General features: G+C 38.5%; 13 protein-coding genes and 2 pseudogenes. 4 read left to right on the top strand and 11 right to left on the bottom strand.

Features of this window, described 5'->3' with window-relative positions; all coding sequences use genetic code 11:
- Positions 1-99: 99 nt before the first annotated feature.
- From BKP57_RS19375 to BKP57_RS19365, 3 genes and pseudogenes are all read right to left on the bottom strand, one after another.
- Positions 100-1,807, bottom strand: a pseudogene (locus tag BKP57_RS19375) (carbon starvation CstA family protein).
- A gap of 656 nt (positions 1,808-2,463) precedes the next feature.
- The gene (locus BKP57_RS19370) at positions 2,464-3,888 is read right to left on the bottom strand and encodes a hypothetical protein (protein ID WP_050353526.1); all 1,425 of its coding nucleotides are present in this window, start codon (positions 3,886-3,888) and stop codon (positions 2,464-2,466) included.
- A gap of 717 nt (positions 3,889-4,605) precedes the next feature.
- Positions 4,606-6,450, bottom strand: a complete 1,845-nt coding sequence (locus BKP57_RS19365; RefSeq protein WP_082240969.1) for a M3 family oligoendopeptidase — start codon at positions 6,448-6,450, stop codon at positions 4,606-4,608.
- A 280-nt stretch (positions 6,451-6,730) separates the two neighbouring features.
- On the opposite strand from BKP57_RS19365, the gene BKP57_RS19360 reads away from it, so the two are divergent.
- On the top strand, positions 6,731-7,267 hold the full coding sequence (locus BKP57_RS19360; protein ID WP_050352562.1) for a YceI family protein: 537 nt from the start codon (positions 6,731-6,733) through the stop codon (positions 7,265-7,267).
- A gap of 793 nt (positions 7,268-8,060) precedes the next feature.
- On the opposite strand, the gene BKP57_RS19355 is transcribed toward BKP57_RS19360, so the two are convergent.
- Entirely contained in the window at positions 8,061-8,939 is an 879-nt protein-coding gene (locus tag BKP57_RS19355; RefSeq protein ID WP_050352561.1) for a VanW family protein, read from the bottom strand.
- Between the two features lie 630 nt (positions 8,940-9,569).
- Entirely contained in the window at positions 9,570-10,784 is a 1,215-nt protein-coding gene (locus BKP57_RS19350) for an NAD(P)/FAD-dependent oxidoreductase (RefSeq protein WP_050352560.1), read from the bottom strand.
- A gap of 427 nt (positions 10,785-11,211) precedes the next feature.
- Here BKP57_RS19350 and BKP57_RS19345 point away from each other — a divergent pair, with 427 nt between their 5' ends.
- Together BKP57_RS19345 and uraA are read left to right on the top strand one after the other, a co-directional pair.
- The gene (locus BKP57_RS19345) at positions 11,212-11,718 is read left to right on the top strand and encodes an AMP-binding enzyme (protein ID WP_050352559.1); all 507 of its coding nucleotides are present in this window, start codon (positions 11,212-11,214) and stop codon (positions 11,716-11,718) included.
- Positions 11,719-12,016: 298 nt separating this feature from the next.
- On the top strand, positions 12,017-13,303 hold the full coding sequence (gene uraA / locus BKP57_RS19340; protein ID WP_072742197.1) for a uracil permease: 1,287 nt from the start codon (positions 12,017-12,019) through the stop codon (positions 13,301-13,303).
- A 247-nt stretch (positions 13,304-13,550) separates the two neighbouring features.
- On the opposite strand, the gene BKP57_RS19335 is transcribed toward uraA, so the two are convergent.
- From BKP57_RS19335 to dacB, 4 genes and pseudogenes are all read right to left on the bottom strand, one after another.
- Positions 13,551-14,759 (bottom strand): cation:proton antiporter, encoded by a 1,209-nt coding sequence (locus BKP57_RS19335; protein WP_072742196.1) that lies wholly within the window; start codon positions 14,757-14,759, stop codon positions 13,551-13,553.
- Positions 14,760-14,780: 21 nt separating this feature from the next.
- On the bottom strand, positions 14,781-16,190 hold the full coding sequence (locus BKP57_RS19330; RefSeq protein WP_072742195.1) for a sodium/glutamate symporter: 1,410 nt from the start codon (positions 16,188-16,190) through the stop codon (positions 14,781-14,783).
- A gap of 189 nt (positions 16,191-16,379) precedes the next feature.
- Positions 16,380-16,460: pseudogene (locus tag BKP57_RS19325) on the bottom strand (hypothetical protein); the annotation flags it as partial.
- Between the two features lie 5 nt (positions 16,461-16,465).
- A complete protein-coding gene (dacB, locus tag BKP57_RS19320; RefSeq protein ID WP_050352556.1) occupies positions 16,466-17,818 on the bottom strand; it encodes a D-alanyl-D-alanine carboxypeptidase/D-alanyl-D-alanine endopeptidase in 1,353 nt (450 codons plus the stop codon).
- A 645-nt stretch (positions 17,819-18,463) separates the two neighbouring features.
- On the opposite strand from dacB, the gene BKP57_RS19315 reads away from it, so the two are divergent.
- Positions 18,464-19,714 (top strand): DNA polymerase IV, encoded by a 1,251-nt coding sequence (locus BKP57_RS19315; protein WP_050352555.1) that lies wholly within the window; start codon positions 18,464-18,466, stop codon positions 19,712-19,714.
- 82 nt (positions 19,715-19,796) lie between these two features.
- On the opposite strand, the gene BKP57_RS19310 is transcribed toward BKP57_RS19315, so the two are convergent.
- Together BKP57_RS19310 and BKP57_RS19305 are read right to left on the bottom strand one after the other, a co-directional pair.
- On the bottom strand, positions 19,797-20,726 hold the full coding sequence (locus BKP57_RS19310; RefSeq protein ID WP_050352554.1) for an aldo/keto reductase: 930 nt from the start codon (positions 20,724-20,726) through the stop codon (positions 19,797-19,799).
- A gap of 249 nt (positions 20,727-20,975) precedes the next feature.
- A complete protein-coding gene (locus BKP57_RS19305) occupies positions 20,976-22,178 on the bottom strand; it encodes a phosphopentomutase (RefSeq protein WP_072742193.1) in 1,203 nt (400 codons plus the stop codon).
- Position 22,179: the final 1 nt, after the last annotated feature.

Genomic DNA, 22,179 nt, shown 5'->3' with positions numbered 1-22,179 from the left:
TATAAAATTTACCACTGACTCGTATCTGCGAAGGATGAGGAAAAGGGTTCATCTGTCTTTGATCCCTTTTCCTTTCCTACCCCTTTGAACGATCAAAGTTTAATCGTCGATATTTTGCTGTGCATTACCACTTAATACGGAGAACGCAGTAATAATAATCCAAATAGCAAAAACAAAAATGATGGCCCCGAGTACAAATAATAATGTATTCGGCTCTGTTCCAGCCCACGACCATTCAAACATCACTTGCTGGAACATGGCATATAGCGTCATCACCATTACAAATATCATTGGAATTATCACAACAGCATAATTTCTTCCCAGCCGCTTTAACCAAACAGCAATTAACATTAAACTAATCGCTGCTAATAATTGGTTTGCTGTTCCAAATAATGGCCATAGTTGATAACCTCCGGATCCAAAACCTTTAGGTCCTTCAGGAAGTAAAACAAGTGCTGCACTTGATAAAACAGCAATGGATGTTGCAACATGGGTTTTCGTTAATATTGGCAATTTGTACTCACTGCCTAATTCTGCAATGATATAGCGCATTAGCCGTACAGAAGTATCCAAGGTAGTTGCAGCAAAACTAACAACAATAATGGAAACGATCGTTACCGCGACATCAGCTGGAATTCCAATTCCTCCTGCTAGTACAGCAGCAGCTTCTACAAAAGTCCCCAAACCGTCAGCATTTGCATTCGCAAAACTACTGTAAACCGCTGAAAAATCAGCAGTACTAGTAAAAAATGTCGCTACAGCAATGATTGATACCAATGCTAAAATCCCTTCTCCAACTGCTCCAGCATAACCAACAAATCGGGCATCTGTTTCCTTATCTAGTTGTTTGGAAGACGTTCCAGATGAAACAAGCCCATGAAAGCCTGATATAGCTCCACAAGCAATCGTAATAAATAATAATGGAAGCCATGGCGTATCCGCATGAGGGTTCGTCACTGGCGCTGTCATTTCTGGATTGATAAAGATTAATCCCAAGTATAAAATTGCTAAACCAACGACAAGCTGGTGTGAATTAATAAAATCTCTTGGTTGTAACAATTTCCATACCGGAAGTGTTGAAGCAATATACACATAAACCATTAAGATAATAATCCAAATAAAGAATGCTGAGGAAACAGCGCCTAACCCAAATATTCCAGCACTCCCTTCTCCTCCCATCCATTGAACAAGGTCTATTTGCATCCATTCCATCTTGCTAGATAATATCGCTGCAAGATACATAACAGCCAATGCTATAACTGAAGGTACAAGCATCTTAATGTTTCGTTTATACACCGCATAACCAATCCAAATAGCTAAAGGAATTTGAATAAATACTGGTAGTACACTTGCGGGATAAGAAATAAATAAGTTGGATATCACCCACGCAAATACAGCATTAACCATAAGTACAAGAATTAAAATAATAAATAAAAACAGAATTTTCGCTCGCTGTCCAATGAGTCGATGTGCTAATGTACCAACAGATTGCCCCTTATTACGTACAGATAATACAATTGTTCCAAAATCATGTACCCCCGCGGCAAATACAGTGCCGAGAATAACCCATAAAAATGCTGGCAGCCAGTCCCAATATAGGTGCCGCGCCGGCAACAGATGTAAAGTGATGTCCCCATAACACAAATTTATTCGTTGGTACAAAATCCACCCCATCATTATAGCGATGTGCAGGCGTGAGATAATTAGGATCTAACCGAAAAATCTTCTCCGCTACAAATTTCGAATAATATCGGTACCCTAACGCAAAAACAACCATACCAATAAAAGCTACTAATATACCTGACATACATTCTTCCCCCTTTTGTTAAAAGATAAGAAAGCATAAAATGATGTGCTTATGGATAGCGAAAAAACCGACTAGTCCCGTCCGGCGCATGAGCCCAGCAACGAGGCAACTTTAGAAATGCGCCCTACGGATAAGGCATCATCGGTTCGTGGCAAAGAGGAGGGCCGACTAAAAACGGGCTTTCCGCCCGACATCGGCATACCCCTGTTTTTAGTGGCATGATTCCTTTATCTTTAGTTGATTCGTTCCATTCGCTACGTTGCTAAACGGGCGCTTGCTCCTTTGTTCATTACGAAACGATCTTGTTAAACATTTATGTGTAATCGCTTTATTTTAGTACGATTTTAGCCTAAAATATTTTGAATGTAAAATATTTTGAAACAATTGGTTTAAACTATATAAAATAAAGCGACACCATACATGTCTTTCTCGTATTAAACTAAAAAAATCACTAAAGACACTGCAAATACAGTGCCTTTAAGTAGGGTACATATGGAAAAGTTTTATCAGCTGTACTTATTTACTCGAACTGATGAAAACAATGTTATCGAATTTTTTCTGGATACGTAGAGAAGCTAAACTTTTCTTCAGTTATTTTTAACTGTGCTATAATACTTTACATGGCCAGCTAGATCTTCCATCTACCCATACACGTATCATAGTACCCATACTGCGATTGATGTTGCTACCAAAAGCCCAGCTATAACTGGGATGAAATTTTTCCTAACAAGCTCCATAACGGATACACCGCAAAACCCTGCTATCGCTACAAGTGAAGACCAGGCAACGAGTGTACCTCCTCCCGTCCAGATAGTCCCCATCTGTCCAATTGCAGCGAGTGTTGCTACATCCATATTATTTGACGATAATGAAGCTGCTAATGCACCTGTTAAAGGGAGCCCTGAAAAACCAGAACCATCTAATCCAGTAATGATCCCAATTATCAAAATACTAACCGCTGCTAGCCATTGATTTTCAGGTAAATATGACTGTGTAGACTGGACTAAATCAAATAAAAATGCAGGGGCGCCCTCTTCGATGCCTAATATCGATCCTGCAAAGTCTGAACTGCCTAAAAAGAAAAACCCTGCTATCGGAATTACTGGTCCCATCGCTTTAAATGCAAACACAAAACCATCTGTAATATGCTTCGTAATGTAGTCCAGAGCTTGCTGCTTTCGAAGAGCCACCGTTGATAATAATAGAAGAATAACAGCAACACCACCAATAAATGCCGCTCCATCTCCTCCTTCAAAACCACTCATTCTCCCAGAATTTAGTTTTTCATAAACCATGTAAATGACAACTGCAGCTAATGTTAAAGGAACGAAAATAGCAAATACTTTACTCCATTTGGTACGTATTTCCTTTTGTGGATCATCAATGGGGTCTTCTTGAGAAGTCTGCATATTAGCTAACTCTTGTACGTTTATTGGATCATCGGCACGACGTATCTTTTTACGAGTGAGTATATACGCTAAGCTAATTGCAATAGTCCCCGTTATAAGCGATAAAATCAGGGCTTGTTCTGCGACTGCCGTTGTTGATACACCAGCCGAAGATGCAGATAAACTTGGCGCTACTTGCACAACATAGTCTGAGGATAAAGCCATCCCTTGCCCAGCTATGGCGATAGCAACTGCTGCTGTAATTGCTGGTAAGCCAGCACGAATAGCAGCTGGTACTAACAAGGCACAAATAAGTGGAACTGCGGGTGTTGGCCAAAAGAATAACGATATGATATACGTTACAACGATCAGGACAAAAAAGGAAATATGTCCATTAACCATGATTCGCTGTATCGGCTGAATCATTCGCTTATCAGCCCCTAGATCTCTGAGAGAATTTAATAATGCAAGCATGAATGTAATGATTAAAAAAATGCTAAATAGTTCTTTTGCGGCAACTAAATTAGCTTGAAAGATAGCCTTAAATCCTTCAATAATACTCCCTTTGTATAACCATGCTATTAAAAACGTTCCTAATAAAGTTGGTAAAACGACCCCTTTTCGCATAATCATCGTTCCTATGATGAGCAACGTAAAAAGACCGTATAGATAGTGAGATAAAGAAAGCTCCACCATTTAACCTTCCTCTCCGAAAGTAGTGTTCTTTAGCCTATGCAAGCTGTCTGGATTTAGTTCAGTTTGGTGGATGAAGCAATTAAGCGGGGCTTCGTAAAATATAGTCGAATTATATCTTTTATAAAATACAATTAGCGTTTTAAATCTGGCGGAATAGTAAGTTAAACTCTAGTACGATGAAGTTCCATTTCAATGCAGTGGTTATTTTGTTTCGTTCCTCGCTCTCCTACTCAGACTTCAAATAGCAACCATTATGTCTTTACAAACAATCAGCTTAACGAAGCAAAAGTATAGAAGAGAAATTTCCTTTGGATTACTTATTGTATATATGTTTTGAAAATGTATAAGCTGATTACCTCCTTCCATAAAATGAATGTTTTGCAGCTAATAATTACTTCCTACTGTAAATGTATCCATATTTTTCCCACATAGAAAAAGGTTAAGCGAAACATTTGCCCAACCTTTTTCTTTCAAGTCTGCTACATTAAAAGCAATGTCAATAGGGAAAACTTGTTTGTCAAGGAACCCCTTATCGACACTGCTTTTATTGTTTGCGAAAAAGTCTTATCCCTGCACTAGTACAACTAACAGGTTCAAAGGGGCTGAACAACGTCACCCTCAGCCAGTGGGCTCCCCTTAACGACTTTAGATACTTATTCTATTGGTAAAAGCTTTCTTGCATTTACTAATTAGAAATTCAAAAAGCAGCTTCTTCTATACTAAAGCCATGTATTCATTTACATCTTTGATGCATTCCTGAATAGCCTCTTCCCAAAATGCCGTTTGGCTTAAATCTACTCCTAAATGTTTCATAGCTAATTCTTCTACCGTCATTCGTCCTGTATCACGTAACAATGAAATATAAGCATCCTCAAAGCTTCGCTCTCCCCTTTTAGCTTTTGCATAAAGTCCATTACTAAATAAATAACCGAATGTATAAGGGAAATTATAAAATGGCACACCTGTAATATGAAAATGAAGTTTAGACGCCCAAAAGGTTGGGTCATATTCTGAAAGTGTATCACAATAAGCTTCTTTTTGAGCTTCTACCATGATATGATTTAATCGTTCAGTAGAAACTACTCCTCGCTTACGTTCTTCATAAAACCGTGTTTCAAATAAAAAGCGAGCGTGAATATTCATAAAAAACGCCACACTACGTTGAATTTTATCCTCCAGTAAGGCTTGCTTATCTTCTAGGGAAGATGCCTGTTGCAAGGATGCTTCCGCTACAATCATTTCTGCAAAAGTAGAGGCAGTTTCTGCCACATTCATCGCGTATCTTTGATTTAAGCCATTCACATCATTCATCACATATTGATGGTACGCATGCCCTAATTCATGTGCTAACGTAGCGATATTACTAGCCGTTCCGGAATACGTCATAAAAATACGTGTTTGCTCACTATATGGAAAACTTGTGCAAAAACCACCAGGGCGTTTACCTGGGCGATCTTCTGCTTCAATCCAGCGCTTTTCAAAAGCCATTTCCGCAAAATCGGCCATTTGGGGACTGAATTTACGGAATTGTTCTACAATAAAATGAGCTCCTTCGTTATATGTATATGTTTGAACCGTTTTGCTAACTGGAGCTGTCACATCATAAATTCCTAACTTGTCCACACCGAGAAGCTCGGCCTTTTTATTTAAATAACGAACGAAATGATCCTTGTGCTCGGTAATCGTCGACCACATCGCCTGTAATGTTTCCTGTTTCATTCGATTGATCATTAATGGTTCCATGAGCACATCATTCCAACCTCTATGCTTATACATCTCTAAACGAAAACCAGCTAAATGATTCAACGTTTGACTAAATAGCTCGGCCTGCGACTTCCATGCCTCAGAAAGCTTGGTGAATACGTGTTTGCGAAAATTACGTTCAGGATGTGTGAGTTTATTCGTTGCTTGACCTATGGAATAATGATGAACGCCGTTTTCTTCTTCTAATGCAACCTCCATTTTACCTACAATAACATCATACATTTGCCCCCACGCATGGTATCCATCCTTGGCTAAATCATTTATGATTGCCTCCTGCTCGACAGGCAACATTTTTTGTGCCTGTTCACGATATTCCTGTAGGACAAATTTAATCTCTTGTAATGATGCATATCTTTCAAAAATATTCCAGTCTGATTCTGTTATTTCTCCTAGCTTTTGCTTTAACTTTGATTGTATCCCACTAAATTTCGCATTCAATTGGGACCGCTCACCTAATAAAGATTGCACATGCTTGTCATTTGTATCTTGCGCATGTAAACAACTAATAAACGCAAAAGCTTCTCTCATCATCTTCATCGTCCGTTCCAATTGCTCACATACATGTAAGAGTGCTTCCATATTTTCTGTTGTAGCTTTGGTATCAAACTGAAGAACATTAGAATCAAGTTTATTCATTTCGTGCTCTACCGTTTGCAAATATGTGCGAAACTCCGTAGATTTACTTCCCCCAGGGAAAATAACTTCTAAATCCCACGTTTGTTTGTGGTTTAATTGTTCCAATATAAACCCTCCTATTGTTAGAAATTTCACTACATATGTAAGTATACCAAACATTGCCTTGATTTTTTACAAAATGAAGCTCAATCAGTATGATTTTCTTTCAGTCCACTGCTTACTGGCGTTGAATCAACCACTTTAGCTTTATCCTGCTCAGTTTCACTTCACCGTACACAAGATTGGGGCTTACCTCCAGTTACAAAGTGAAACTTTGCCTTACAGCAGCTAATGCAGAATAAATTGGCACCTAAATAATTACTTGACAACATAGACTTTCTATTTTACACTAAGTTACATAAAGTAATAATAAGTGATTAATTATCATGGAGGGATGTACATGACAAAAACGGTTTGGAATGTAGACACAATTCACAGTGAAATTGGATTTTCAATCAAGCATATGATGATTTCAAAAGCCAAAGGAAGATTTAATTCATTTAATGGTAAAATCGAAGCTGATTTGGATCAATTTACGGATGCAAATATCCAATTTACCATTGATGTAAACAGTATTGATACACGTAATAAAGACCGTGATGATCACTTACGTTCAGCAGATTTTTTCAATGTGGAAAATTATCCAACAGCAACTTTTACCTCCACAGATATTCAGAAAAAATCTGACAACCAATATGAAGTGATTGGTGATTTAACGCTTCGTGGGACTACCAAAACAGTGACCCTTGACGTAATTGTTGCAGGTCAAAGTAAAGATCCAATGAGTGGAAATATGGTTGCTGGTTTTAGCGGAGAAACTACTATTAGCCGTAAAGATTTCGGTCTGACATGGAATACAGCTATTGAAACAGGCGGCGTTCTGCTTGGGGACGACGTAAAAATTAGTTTCGAAATTGAAGCACATAAACAAGCTTAGTTTATCTAAATCATTGAGGCTGGGACATATCTAAAGCGGCTGTTTAAAAAAAACGAACAATAAATCGCCAATTGTGTATACGCAAGTTTTAGCGTAGTCAAAATAGGTAGACTCCTGCGGGATCAGCGCGAGCTGAAGATCCCACAGGAAAGCGGTTTTTGCTTTCCGAGGAAGCTGAAGAGACCTGTGGAAAGCGAAGTATTTTGACATAGCGTTTGATAAAAATTTTTTAATGGAACAAAGGCGCAAGCGCCCGTTTAGCAACGTAGCGAATGGAACGAATCAACTAAAGATTTAGGAATCATGCCACTAAAAACAGGGGTATGCCGACGCCTGAGCGGCAAGCCCGTTTTTAGTCGGCCTTCCCCTAGCGACGAACCGATGAGGCCTTATCGTAGGGCGCATTTCTAAAGTCGCCTAGTTGCTGGGCGCTTGCGCCGGACGTGGCTTCGGTTATTTCGTTATCTCCAAGCACCTAATTTTATACTTTTGTATGAAAAAACAAACTTATCTAACTCATTTATTTTAGACAGTATTTTAAGAATCTAAACATTATAAAGCAAAAATTTTTTCATGATAGATGGTGGCTCGCGCTCTAGGCGAGCCATGGTGGTTTCTTATCTTTTTAGAAAAACTTGGCTTGGCCCCAAGTCTTATGGCGGAAGCCTTTGTTTTTCTTATACTATAAACCAAAAAAATCTTATACTTTCCTATAGTGCAAATAGGCTGAACAATTATAAATGGATTGTTCGGCTTTTGCTATATAGTATTTGCTTATGTCCCACCCTCATGTTTACTTTTGTATATCTTTCTCAAAATGTTCTACGATGTCTGATGAAAAAACACGGACAACCAATTGTCCATTCTTGGCATGCGCACGTAGTAAAAGCGGTTGATTATACCTATTTTTAAAACTAAAGTCTGGTCCCCACCAACTGACTGTTGCATCTTTTCCTGGCGGTACATACGGTACATGCTTGCTATGTGCATATCTTTCTACAATTTCGATTCCCTTTAAATTAACAGCATTAAATAAAGTCGACGAGACTTGGCAAATACCTCCGCCAATATCCTCAGCCAGCTCTCCTTTTACAATAACAGGCGCCCGCTTATATCCCTTTTTCTCTGTTCTCTCCCCAACTACTTTATTAAATGAAAATAACTCACCAGGAAATATAACATGACTATCAATTGCTTGCGCGGCAAGCTCAATATTTGTTGTTCTCTCCTCATTGTTTTTTTTAAAATGAGTGACGTAACTACCTAATTGCTTTTGACTAATTTCTGTTAATAAACCTTTATCCACGCGAGGATATACAGGCTTCACCGGAACTTTAAACTCTTGGATGTTTGGATTATAAAATGCTTCTCGGAAATCAATTTGAAACTGATCCGCATCAATCGTAACTCCTGGTTTTCCAGGGGTGATTTTCCCTACACGGTCTATTTTTGCATTTATAGGGTCTTGGTAAACCTTTTGTTTTAATTGTCCAATTAGCGTCTGCAATTTAGAGTTATTAATAAATAGCTTGTCGATGTTGTCTAAAGCATATTGATTTATTTCTACACGCTTTATCATAATCTCAGCCGGCATATCTTTACTTGCTGAAATACTATGGATTGGTAACAATATAAATCCTAACAAGCCCAAACAAATGATGACTCGTTTCATGGCAACAACCTCCTGCAATTAGTATAAGTAAAATCAGCAAAGATCATTCAAGAAAGGAAAGAATCTTAGATAAATGGCAGGGTTTCATTGAGCGAGAACAAAGGCGCAAGGCGCCCGTTTAGCAACGTAGCGAATGGAACGAACAACCAAAGATTTAGGAATCATGCCACTAAAAACAGGGGTATGCCGACGCCTGAGCGGCAAGCCCGTTTTTAGTCGGCCTTCCCCTTAGCGACGAACCGATGAGGCCTTATCGTAGGGCGCATTTCTAAAGTCGCCTCGTTGCTGGGCGCTGAAGCCGGACGTGGCTATTCAGTTATCCCTTATCCCAAAGCAACAAATTTTATACTCCCTCTATATAATAACGTTTTCTCTTGTTTTCTTTGTTTTTCTTATACTATACACCAAAAAAATCTTATGCTTTCCTATAGTGTAAAAAAGACCACCTCACCTAATAGGATGAGATGGTCTGCTTGTAATTACCTAAAGTCTCTGGTTTCTTCCATATAATCACTTAACAGTCGATACCCAATTAATGAAGCAATAACTAAGAAAATTCCACACAACGTTTTATTTTTCATATTCGTAAGCCTCCCTATAAATTTTAAATCATCTTAGGCTGTGAACATCTTAAAATGGACGAAATTTCCCTTTTTTAAGTACTAATTTTGGTCCACCCATAAGGAATAGAGAACGATTATCTACTACCTTTTTCATTGCTGCAGCTGCTTTTCCTTTAAGTTTGTAATCATTAAAAACATTCCCAATACCATCCGAATGTCCAAGCGAAGCAACTGTTCCCTTGCTGTTAAAGACAAAATCAGTTAACGGTTCATTGTTTAATAAAGCAACCAAGTTTGCTGCTACCACATCTGCCTCTTGCATAGCTAATTGAGCAGTTGGCGGATACGGGCGATCTGCTTCATGATCCCAAACCCATGAACAATCTCCTATAACGAAGATATTCTCTTCACCTGGCATGCGTAAATCACCGTTGACATTTACTTTACCTTTCGTCAATTCAAAGCCAGAATCTCCTAACACAGAGCTTCCCTTTACCCCGCCTGTCCAAACAATCGTACCGGCTTTAATTAATTCTTTATCTTCACCAACAATAAACCCTTCTTCGGTACATTCTGAAATAGGTGCGCCAATTTTGATTTCCACACCACGATCTTCCAATGATTTCTTCGCATAAGCAACTAATTCTTTATCAAACATTGGCAGGATGGACGGGGCAGCCTCTACGTTAATAATTCTTACTTTATTACGGTCAATATCATATTTCTTACATAATTGTGGCACACGTTCTGCAAGCTCACCAACAAATTCAATACCTGTAAATCCAGCTCCACCAACCAGAATATTTAAGCTATGCTCGTCAACGTCTTCGCCTGATCTGTATTTTGCAAATTGGTATTCTATGTGTTCACTAATCAAGCGGCTGGAATCAATATCTTCAATGGCAAATGCATGTTCCGCCATTCCTTTAATACCAAAATCATTGGACTCAAATCCAAGCGCAACAACAAGGTAATCATATTCCAGTTCACTGTTTTCTAAAATGACGCGTTGATTATCTTTATCGATTTTAGTTACAGAATCAAATACAAGTCGTACTTTATTTGGATTAATAACATCACTTATAATAACACGTGCTTGGTTTGGATTAATCGTACCTGCAGCTACTTCATGTAACCAGGTAGATTCATAATGGTAGTTATGCTTGTTTACTAAAACGATTTCTGCTTGTTCAGGAGACAGCTTTTGCATTAAGCGTTTTGTTGTCGTTAGCCCAGCGTACCCTGCCCCCAACACCACTATCTTTGGTTTATTTAGATTCATAAAAACTTCCACCTTCCTATACTTACTTATATATTGCAGGAAAAGCGCTCTTTTATTAAATATAAATGAAAATGATATATATACGCCCATCCTTTATTTACAATATAATTATCATAACAAAAATTTCATATTTAGGCTATTAACAAGAAGCTTCTATCCCTGTTCCACTTTAAACCGACTTTCATAATGATAGATTTCTAACCCTGATCGACAATGATTCGCCCTAATCGGTTGTTGTATGTTACAACCAAAACGTTAAAATATATGAAGCAGAGCGCTATAGTCTTATCCTCTTAGGCCCCTCCTTTTTTATCAATATCCAACTTTTCCCTCCAGTTAAACGTATTTTTAAACGCTTTCAATAATTTATGTTATAATTTCATAATAACGTATATAAAGAAAAAACGGAACAAGGTGGGATGTTTTAATGCAACAAACAGAAGTCCGTGTCATTAATCATAAAGGGGAAGATGTAACACCAAACGGCATGGAAATTGGCGATATTATTGTAAAGGGGAATGGTGCATTACAGCATGCGGAACACCAGCAAACGCTGGGGGATGGTTGGATTTTCACGGGAGATAAAGGAACCGTAGATGAACATGGTCGTATTCATGTACAAGAAGCTCGAAAAGATATTCCGCAGGCAACTGGTGCAATTTCTACAGCTTATTTGGAACAAATTTTATTGCAGCATCCATCTATACAAGAAGCCGCAGTAATCCCTGTGCCGCATAAAGAAAAGGGAGAAATTGCGCACGCTTTTATTGTCCTTAAGGAAAAAAAAGCTGCAATCTCCGAAGAAGCACTTATTTCATTTTGTGAACAACATTCAGAAGATTCTACCTATCCATCCAGAATTTCAATTGTAGATGATTTGCCGAAAACATCGAGCGGGAAAATATTAAAAGTAGAATTAAGAAACAGACTCTAACACATCATTAAAATATTTTATCCTATTAGCACTCCCTTATGAAAAAATAGAAGCCGACTACAAAATGGCTCTATACTATTGACAAATTCCATTTAAATTGGGATAATACAAAAGATAAATTGATACGGTTACCTTTAATTCAGTCCCGTGAGGCTGCCAAGGTGAAACAGATAAGATTCTGTTATAAAAGGAATAAGTAGGCAACTTTTTCTTTTATGGAAGCACCCTGCACAAACACGGCAGGGTGCTTTTTTCTTATGCAGCGCGGTAACCGTTAAGCAAATAGGAGGAATACGTCTTGACACAACATAAAGAAATTCAAGTAGATGAGCGTTTGCCTTTATTAACGAGCTTACCACTTAGTATTCAACATTTATTCGCCATGTTTGGCTCAACAGTGCTTGTCCCGATATTGTTTGGAGTGAATCCGGCAACGATCTTGATGATGAATGGGCTCGGTACGTTAATTTATTTGTTTATTACAAAAGGAAAAATCCCCGCCTATTTAGGCTCTAGTTTCGCATTTATCTCCCCTGTTTCCGCAGTTTTGGCAGATTATGCTGGTGGAGAAGGTTATGGCTATGTTTTAGGTGGATTTTTAGCAGTGGGGGTTATTCTTTGCCTCGTTGCTTTTGTAGTTAAACTTGCTGGAACAAACTGGATTGATGTGATATTTCCACCAGCAGCTATGGGCGCAATTGTTTCCGTTATTGGATTAGAACTTGTCCCTACTGCTGCAGAAATGGCTGGCTGGATTGCTCCAGCTGGTGCAGATGACACATGGACGATTAATACAGATACAGCGATCGTAGCATTGCTTACCTTATTAATAACGATCATTTGCTGGGTGACACTACGTGGGTTCTTAAAAATCATCCCTATATTAATTGGTATTATAGCAGGCTATATCATTGCCTATTTTTTCGGACTCGTCGATTTTACAGCTGTACGTGAAGCAAGCTGGCTTTCCGTGCCAGAATTTTATCAAATGAAATTCGATTGTGGGGCTATTTTAACTATCTTACCAGCTGCCATCGTTCTTGTTCCTGAACATATTGGTCACCTTTTCGTAACAGGAAACATCGTAAAAAAAGACTTGACCAAAAATCCAGGGCTTGACCGTTCCCTAGCTGGGAATGGAATTTCTACGATTATTTCCAGCTTTTTTGGTTCAACACCAAATACAACATACGGCGAAAATATTGGTGTCTTAGCTATTACAAGAGTATATTCCACATGGATAATCGGTATGGCTGCAGTAATCGCAATTATATTATCGTTTGTCGGCAAGCTTGCAGCACTAATCTCTTCTATTCCTACAGCTGTTATGGGAGGTATATCCTTACTTCTATTTGGGATCATCGCAGCAAGTGGATTACGCATGTTAGTAGAAGCAAATGTCGATTATAATCGTTCACAAAATCTGATTCTATCCAGCGTTGTGCTTGTAATTGGTGTTAGTGGTACGACTGTTGAAATCGGTTCTGTAGCATTATCAGGCATGGGACTAGCTACGATTGTCGCTATTTTACTGAGCATCTTCTTTAAAGTATTGGATATTTTCAAAGTATCAAATGAAAGCTAGTCAAATATGATACGATAAAGTGAATTCCATTCGAGATAAAGTGAATCTTCAATCAGTGGGGATGTTCATTCAGCCCCTACTGCTTGTTAGTACCGTAACGGTATGACCTAAAGGCCGTTGCTGTTATCTCCCATCAGATTATCCAACTCTTAAAGTGGGAGTTTTTACAACCTTATATACGAGATAAAACCTATCCCCCCTCTATTAAATTAAAACAGGGGGGAGTTTTTTATAACGCAAAGTTATTTTATGAGCTGGAAGACATTCCCTTGCTATTTAATTTCTTCATGATTGGATAGACACCGATGCTTTGGACAACAAAGGATAATATAATTACCACAAAAGTTAATGAGACAATAAAATGGTCTGCTCCCAATGTTGCTTCCAAACCAAGCACTAAAGCAACAGACATCGTTCCTTTAATCCCTGCCCATGCAATCACTCCACTATCTTTAGCCGTAATCATTTTTCTCCATGCAGGGTGTAGCTGCGTCATTCCCGTTATAACCATAAACCTTACTAACAGCGTACATACAAAGACAAAAAATGCAAGCGTCCATTCAGAAAACTGGAGATATTCTGTTGCCTGAATGCCAATTAGTAAAAAGATTATGGATAATAAAGTTGGTTCAACAATTCCCCAAAAACCATCAAGTGATTCACGAAAATGCGCCTCTTTTATATTTTTCCCAAATTCATAAGAAAGCATCATCCCTGCCGTGACTGTTGCCAACACCCCGGAGACATGCAATGCTTCCCCTAAATAAAAACTTCCATAAGCTACAATGATACTAAGCATAACTTGATATTGGCGATGATGGGTAAAATGGACAGCTTTGCTCATGAGCCAACCAAAAGCAATGCCAACCACTACTCCGCCAAACGAAACGAGAATAAATTCTTGCGTAAAATCTAGCCAATGGACACTCGCTTGCTGTCCATACATCTGTAATAAAACGGTAAACACAACAATGCTTGTGCCATCATTTAACATAGATTCACCTTCTACTATATCAGCTACATCCTCCTTATCACTAGAAGCTTGTTTTAATATATTTACAACAGAAACAGGATCGGTTGGCGTTAATAGCGATGCTATTAATAATGCAGCTATAAAAGAGATGGAGAGAAATCCATTTCCGATAATATAAATGAATAAACCAAGTATAATAACCTGCAAAAACAAACCAATAGAACTTAAGCTGCTGATAATCAACTTATTTTTTTGCCAAGCTTGCATGGAAAATTGATAAGCGGAAATAAACAATAAAGCAGGGAGAAAGAATGTGAACAGCATTTCTTTCGTTATGATAACCCCTTGAAAAAAAGGAATTACTGACAAAACAACTCCTAGTAAAACAAGTACAACAGGAACAGGAAAATAGTTTTGTTTTTTATCCATTGAAAAAACAAGATAGCCAATAATCAACAATAGCAGAAGATGGTATTCCGTCAATACACTCGCTCCCTTACATGCTTATCTTTTGCCAAAATATAGCAAGCCAACTAAAGCACCGATGAGGCTCATGATAATAGCAAAAATTAAAAATGGTATCGCACCAAACTGATAAATAAGTGGTATGGAAAGAGCTGTTACCAGTCCGCCCCCAAGGAATGGCTCATACACAAGCTGCTTATACCCAAACCCTTCAAATGCTGGTGTTTCACTTCTAGGATCCACAATTCGCATTAATAATAGACCAGTTGCAGTGATCCCCATAGACTGCCCAAAATCTCCAATCCCTCGTTCAAACCAGTATGAAGGAATAATTTTTGGTGCTAACACTAAAAGACCAAAAACATTCCATAAAATACCGGCTGTTGCTAATAAAAGAAACGGAACAATATAATCACTAATGACATCAATCGATACTGTTCCAATAGCTGTTAAAATAAGTATATCCAATGCAAAGCCTTGAATACGATTAATCATATTCCGATCTACAATTTGTGCATTGTCCACTTTATTGAAAAATAGTTGAACCAAAATCCCGCCAATCATAGCTAATGGAAATAATGGAATATAGATCATAAATGTTGTATCTGTAAATGGACCGATGATGATAGATTCCAACCATATTAACGCTTGTAAAAGTAAATACCCGACTAGCACAGATAAGCCAACCAATGCAAAATGTAAAGACAGCGGTTCAATTGATTCTGGTCGTACCGTCATTTTGGCTGCAGGATCTCGATTTTCAAATTCCATAATTCCTTGCTTTCGTAAATCAGAAAAGCCTTGTACATCTTTAATCACATTGGTTTTTCCTTTTCTAACCGCCCAATTAATTAAAATAATTCCTACAATTACTCCTGACAATATTCCTATTGTAGCTAGACCTACAGACAAATCATAACCTTCTGCAAATCCTATTTCTTCAAACGTTCCGGCTAAGCCAGCTGCAGTCCCGTGTCCGCCTTCAAACGCCACTTCAATTAGCGCACCAGTTAACGGCGGTAAGCCAAACACAGGGCTTAACACAAGGATGGCTAACAAAATACCAATGACATACTGCCCCCAGCCAATGGTCCAGCCAAAAGCTAATTGCGGGCCACCATAGTTCCATATTTTTCGTAGTCCAGGGATGGACGCTCCAAGAAATAACGAAGCAAATACAACATTTATTAATAACCCTGGTAAATCACTCCATACAGTAGTCACTGATTCTGGAAAAATTCCGTTCACCCAAAACGAATCTTCTGAAACAAACATGCTTACTAGCTTTCCAAGAACTTGCGGACCAAGGATTAAAGCTAAAAAGCCTCCAATAATAGAAGATGGTAAAAATAAATTTTGCAACCATGAAACACGGATTCGTACCCATTTTCCTAATAGCAAAAAAGCCGCTACATACAAAAAGGCAAATCCAACTTGGTTTGCTGTCATTTTGAAAACCCCTTTTTTTACTTTTTATTGCTATTGCTTTTCCCGTGACAATGGTTTTCAAAACGTGTTGCCAAATAAAACGGACATATGTCTACTTCCATTGGAACTTTACTTTGATACACGCGTATCCATTTGCCCTTCTAATAAAACTGCCTCGTTTTATTTACGAATATATCATTTAACCAGATCAAAATTATAAAGTAATTTTCCTTTGTGGAACAATTCACTTTCCGGGCTATTCATATACTTTGGCTTATAATCACCAACTGCTAAATTCACACATCTTCACCTGCTATAATATTCAAAATATAGTCTTCAATTTCTTTTCCTTCCTCTTCATCGAGTAGATGGTCTATTAAAATGGAAAAAATCAACTGTTTTCCATTTCTTTTTCGCATATACCCTGCTAATGTGCTTACACCGTGAATTGTCCCTGTTTTAGCCCTTATGTTAAGGTGAGACATACGTTCCTGCAATGTACCACCAATCCATGGTTCATGAGCTCCTGCAACCGGTAGCGCATGTACATATATATCAAACCAATTAGCTGCTTGAATCGTATATAGCAGCTTCGTTAGTTGGTTAGCAGGGATGCCATTTATATGCGATATACCTGAACCATCACGAATAACCATTGTTTCAAGCTCCATCCCCATCCCGTCCATTTCCCTTTCTAACACTCGTAAACCGTTTTCCCAGCTTCCTTCTCCATATACGAGCTTTCCCATTTCTTTGATGATTATTTCTGCAATCGTATTGTTACTGTTTTTCATAAACGGAATAATCAGCTTATTTAGCGGAATAGAATGGTGTTTATACAAGCATGTTAATCGCTGCGGAGCTTGTCCTCGATACACAGTCCCTCCCCATACGATTCCTTGATGCTTTAGTGCAGCTTGAAAAATATGTAACGCATAGTCTGTTGGTTCCCATACTGCTATCCATTCCTCCACTTCTCCACCGTTCTCGGATATTTCTCCAGATAAATGTATTTTATTTCCTCCATACTCCCTTTCAATCACAATATTTTCTTCTTCGCCTGTCTTTATTTTATGGACAAGCGTAACATAATCCGTTTTTGGAAATAGGGTTACATTTGCTGGCTCCCCATGTTTCCGAGGGCTTATTTTCACATAGACACTACCCGCGTCATATTGTTTATCTGGTGAAACTGTTAATGCTGCGATTTGTGCTGCATAATGGTAAGTCTCATCACTCCAAATGATATCCTGCGACAGTCGAACGGCATCATACCATGTATCATCACCAATGATGTTTCCTGCAATATATTTAATTCCTAGTTGGTTTAATCGCCGGGCAAATAGATGGTAGGTTTCTGGTAATAAAGTCGGGTCACCTTTACCAACGATATACAGATTTCCTTTTAGAGTTCCATCTTCAATTACTCCGTCGGTATTTAACTCAGTGGTGAAGCGATACCTCTCTCCTAACACGTTCAAACCTGCAGCAGCGGTTAATAGCTTCATATTGGAAGCCGGATGGAACCTGATATCGCCCATATGTTCGTAAACAACTTTTCCGGTTTTTGCTTCTCTTATGCTAATACCTATCAACGCTCCTTGTAATCTCGGTTCTCTGGTTATATACGTTTCTATTCTCTCTTTCATCTAAGATGCCTCCTTTTAACCTTTTTACTTCCATTCAGGATAGTTGCATCATGCTTATCGTTATAAACTAATTCCATATAGTTAAGTAATAATCCTTTTTATGTACAAGTTTTACGGTTTTTTCATAGGAAAACCTAAACGCCAGTAGCAAATATCTCTAAATTTTCTGGAGTAGCATATTCACTAAAGGAAAGGAATCTGTATGCCTTTGAAGGTATGTACCATACTCACTTAGAAAAACTTGGCTTGTCGCCAAGTCTAATGGCGGAAGCCTTTGTTTTTCTTATACTATAAACCAAAAAAAAATCTTATACTTTATAGTAGAACAAAGGCGCAGGGCGCCCGTTTAGCAACGTAGCGAATGGAACGAATCGACTGAGATAAAGGAATCACGGTGAGGTAACGAACCGATGATGCCTTATCGTAGGGCGCATTTCTAAAGTCGCCTCGTTGCTGGGCTCATGCGCCGGACGTGGCTTCGGTTATTTCGTTATCTCCAAGCGCCTAAATTTATACTTTTGTATCTCTTAAAAAACTCGCCCCCTTTGAACCATTTTCCTATCTTTAGGAAGAAAATGGCACTAGTAAAATAATTGCGATCTGCATATAATAAGAACATACGTTCTTTGATAAGGAAGTTGAATGATGGATTATTCCCTCTATCCACGTAATGATGTTCTATGTATCGATATGCGCTCTTTTTATGCCAGTGTGGAGGCAGTCAAATTGCATTTAGATCCAATGAAAGCATTGCTTGCCGTTGTAGGCGATCCGAGCAGATCCGGTAGTATTGTACTTGCTGCTTCTCCTGCGCTAAAGAAAAAATACGGGATTAGCAATGTGAGTCGTTTCTTTGAACTGCCGAAGGATCCAAACCTGCATATTGTTCCTGCACATATGGCTGACTATTTAAAAGTATCCACTGAAATAATCAAATTACTTTATCAATACGTTCCTAAAGAAGCCATCCATCCATATTCCGTAGATGAAGTTTGGGTTACTGTTAACGGACTCAAAAGAAGGTTTGGAAGCCGTCTAGAAATAGCTGAACGTATAAAAAGCGATATTCTCGAATGCTTTGGGATAACATGCTCCATTGGTATTGGTGATAATAAATTTCTCGCCAAAGTCGTGATGGATCTGCATGCAAAAAAACAAGGAATTGCCGAATGCACCTATGAGGATGTACCACAAAAACTGTGGCCTTTTCCAGTAGAAACGATTTGGGGAGTTGGAAGCAGGATGAAAAAAAATCTCCAGCGCATGGGAATTATAACACTTGGTCAGCTTGCTTGCTTTGACTTGCAACGCCTGCGAAAACGATTTGGCGTCATGGGAGAGCAATTATACTGGCATGCATGGGGAATCGATTTAAGCCCTGTAATCGGAAATTTCATCAAAACGGAGCAAAAAGGTTTCGGTCACGGTATTTCATTATTGCGTGACTATTCAAAGGAAGAAGTCCATGTTTGTATACTGGATCTTTGTGAGGAAGTGTGCCGGAGGGCAAGAACCGCTCATATGGCTGGAAAAACCATTCAGCTTGGCATCAGTTATTCCAAAGAAACTGGTGGTGGATTCTCCCGTTCTGCATCTGTTTCTATTCCGACCAATGTTACAATGGATATGTATCATGTTTGTATGGATTTATTTTTTCGCTTTTACGATGGCATCAGCAGTATTCGCCGAGTGTACGTGACATTAACTCATTTATACGGAAAACAAGCTACGCAATTGAGCTTATTTGAAGATCGTGCCAAAAAAGATGATATTGGTTACACCATGGATGCCATCCGTGCGAAATATGGCGCTACTTCGCTTCTCCGTGCGAGTAGCTATACGGATGCAGGTATTACGATTGAAAGAAGCAAAAAAATCGGTGGGCACTATGCGTAGAAGGGGCACCTTCCCCATTTGAGGATATGCAAACAACAAGCTGTTCCGTGAAGATTTTACTCTTCACGGAACAAATACAAACTTAGGCAAAAATATCACTAATCAGCTGCACATCTTCTTCTGCAAGAGTAATCGCAGCAGCCCGTTTGTTGCTAACTACCTGTTCTGGCCGCTTGGCTCCAGGAATAAGAACATCGACAGAAGGACGAGTAAAATACCAAGCTAAAACAATATGAGCAATTTCCTGGTTATATTTCTCAGCTATTGGCTTTAATTTTGCCACTTTTGCAAGGTTTTCGTGGAATTTTTCACCTTGAAAATTCGGGTTTTCAGCCCGTAAATCCGTAAATGTTTGATGCTTATCATATTTCCCGGCAAGTAATCCTGATTCCAGTGGAAAGTAAGGAATAAACGTAATTTTTTCTTTTTCCGTATAAGGGAAAAAACTAGTTTCTGCTTCACGCTTTAGTAAATTATATTCTGCTTGCAGTACGTCAACATATCCATCCTTATTCGCTTCTTTCAATTGTTCCAATGTGAAATTCGACACACCAATAGAACGAATTTTCCCTTCATCCTTTAATTCTTTTAATGCACCAACAGCTTCATCTTTTGGTGTATCTTTATCCGGAAAATGAATATAGTATAGATCGATATAGTCTGTTTGTAAGCGACGAAGACTATCTTCTACGGACTGCTTCAAAAAAGCAGGAGAATTATCTATTACTACTTCGTCACCAACAAATTTATGCGCGCCTTTAGTCGCAAGCACGATATCTTCACGCTTATATTCTTTCATCACTTCCCCGGTTAATTCTTCGGAACGCTCCGGCCCATAAATAAACGCTGTGTCCAACAGATTAATTCCTTGTTCCAATGCAGTACGAACGACATTCTTTCCTTGTTCTTCATCGAGCATATTAGGATAAATATTATGACCACCGACGGCGTTCGTTCCTAACCCGATTGGATAGACAGAGATATCTGATTTTCCTAAAGTAACCTTGGGCATGATTAAAAGCATCTCCTTTTAAAATAAAATTCCCTGATGAATTAGACTTGCTTCTCTTCATCTATAAAGTAATGTACCACAAAATAGCGCTGTAAAACATTATAAATAACCAAAAATCCCCTACATCAATCAATAAGATCGCTCATCCATCCTACTACATAAGCTCCAACAACAGAATATTTAGTCGTTTTTACTTTAATAAGAAAACGTATTCTCTTAAAATGCCAACGAAAGGACAATAACTCTTACCTATTCATTTAAAATGTCTGCTAAAAAGCTTTTCCCTTCTGCTGTGGAAGGGAAGTGAAAAAAATCACATATAGTGGCCCCGACATCAGCCATTGTTTCGCGAAGGCCTATATTTACGCTATTTACTTTTTCACCAAAAATTAAAATAGGTACGTATTCTCTCGTATGATTAGCATGACCTATTGTTGGATCATTTCCATGATCAGCCATAACGATTAATATATCTTCCTTAGCCATCAGGGGTAAGAAAATATTGGACAGCCACCGGTCAACTTCATTTAATAATTGGCAATACCAGTCTACATTTTGAGAATGTCCAGCTAAATCTGTTTCTTGAATATTAATTAAAAAAGCTGCCTCACCCTGTTCCGCTAAGTAGTTCTCGCTTACGCTTTGCAGTAACTTCGACGTGTTTACAATTGGATTAGCAGGGCCTTCTCCATGTAAAACATCGGCTGTTTTTCCTAAACGATAAACCTTCAAGCCATGCTTAGCAGCAATCATAGGAAATTGTTTATCAATTTCTACACCATATCCCATATGATAAACATCATAACCCTTACCATAAACTTTTGCTTTTGGTGTATCAACCCCCCATTGACCCATTTGTTTTTCTATTACACAAGATAAAATATGCTCTATGGAAGTATATGGTCCACCGAATGCTATAACCCTAGAAGTATCCACATGTTGTCTAACTACTCGTCCTAATTGCTTTACCATAGAAAACGGCATTTTTTTAAAATCAGCTGTCACATTAATGATGTTACCATAAGCAGATTCTAAATTGTCGGCCACTACAGCTGCATTATTAACTAATAAAACTGGACAACCAACAATTGGGTACGTAACCGTATACCCAGCTGCTTCTAATGCCAGCTTTAAACCAACATGAATGTCCTTTATTAAACGTTTGTTGGATTTTTTGGGACAACTTCCTACTATTTCTTGATGTCCTAAATACGTATCTGCACCATGATGCGCAAGCTTCGCACAGCCATAAGCGTTGGAAGGGCTTTGGATTCCATCCACTAACGTACCTAACCCTACGTTATACATAAATGGAATTTGTAATTCCTCTTGCTTTACATCTCGGATATGCTTGTACGTATTAGCAGAACAATCAGCAATATTATACTCTGCACAATCGTCCATTGCCCCAATGCCAAAACTATCAATGACAAACAATGTTAATTTTGCCATT

The sequence above is a fragment of the Virgibacillus sp. 6R genome (assembly GCF_001895305.1).
Lineage (GTDB): Bacteria > Bacillota > Bacilli > Bacillales > Amphibacillaceae > Virgibacillus > Virgibacillus pantothenticus.
The sequence above is the reverse complement of the archived record's forward strand: the minus strand, read 5'-3'. Positions and strand labels throughout refer to the sequence as shown.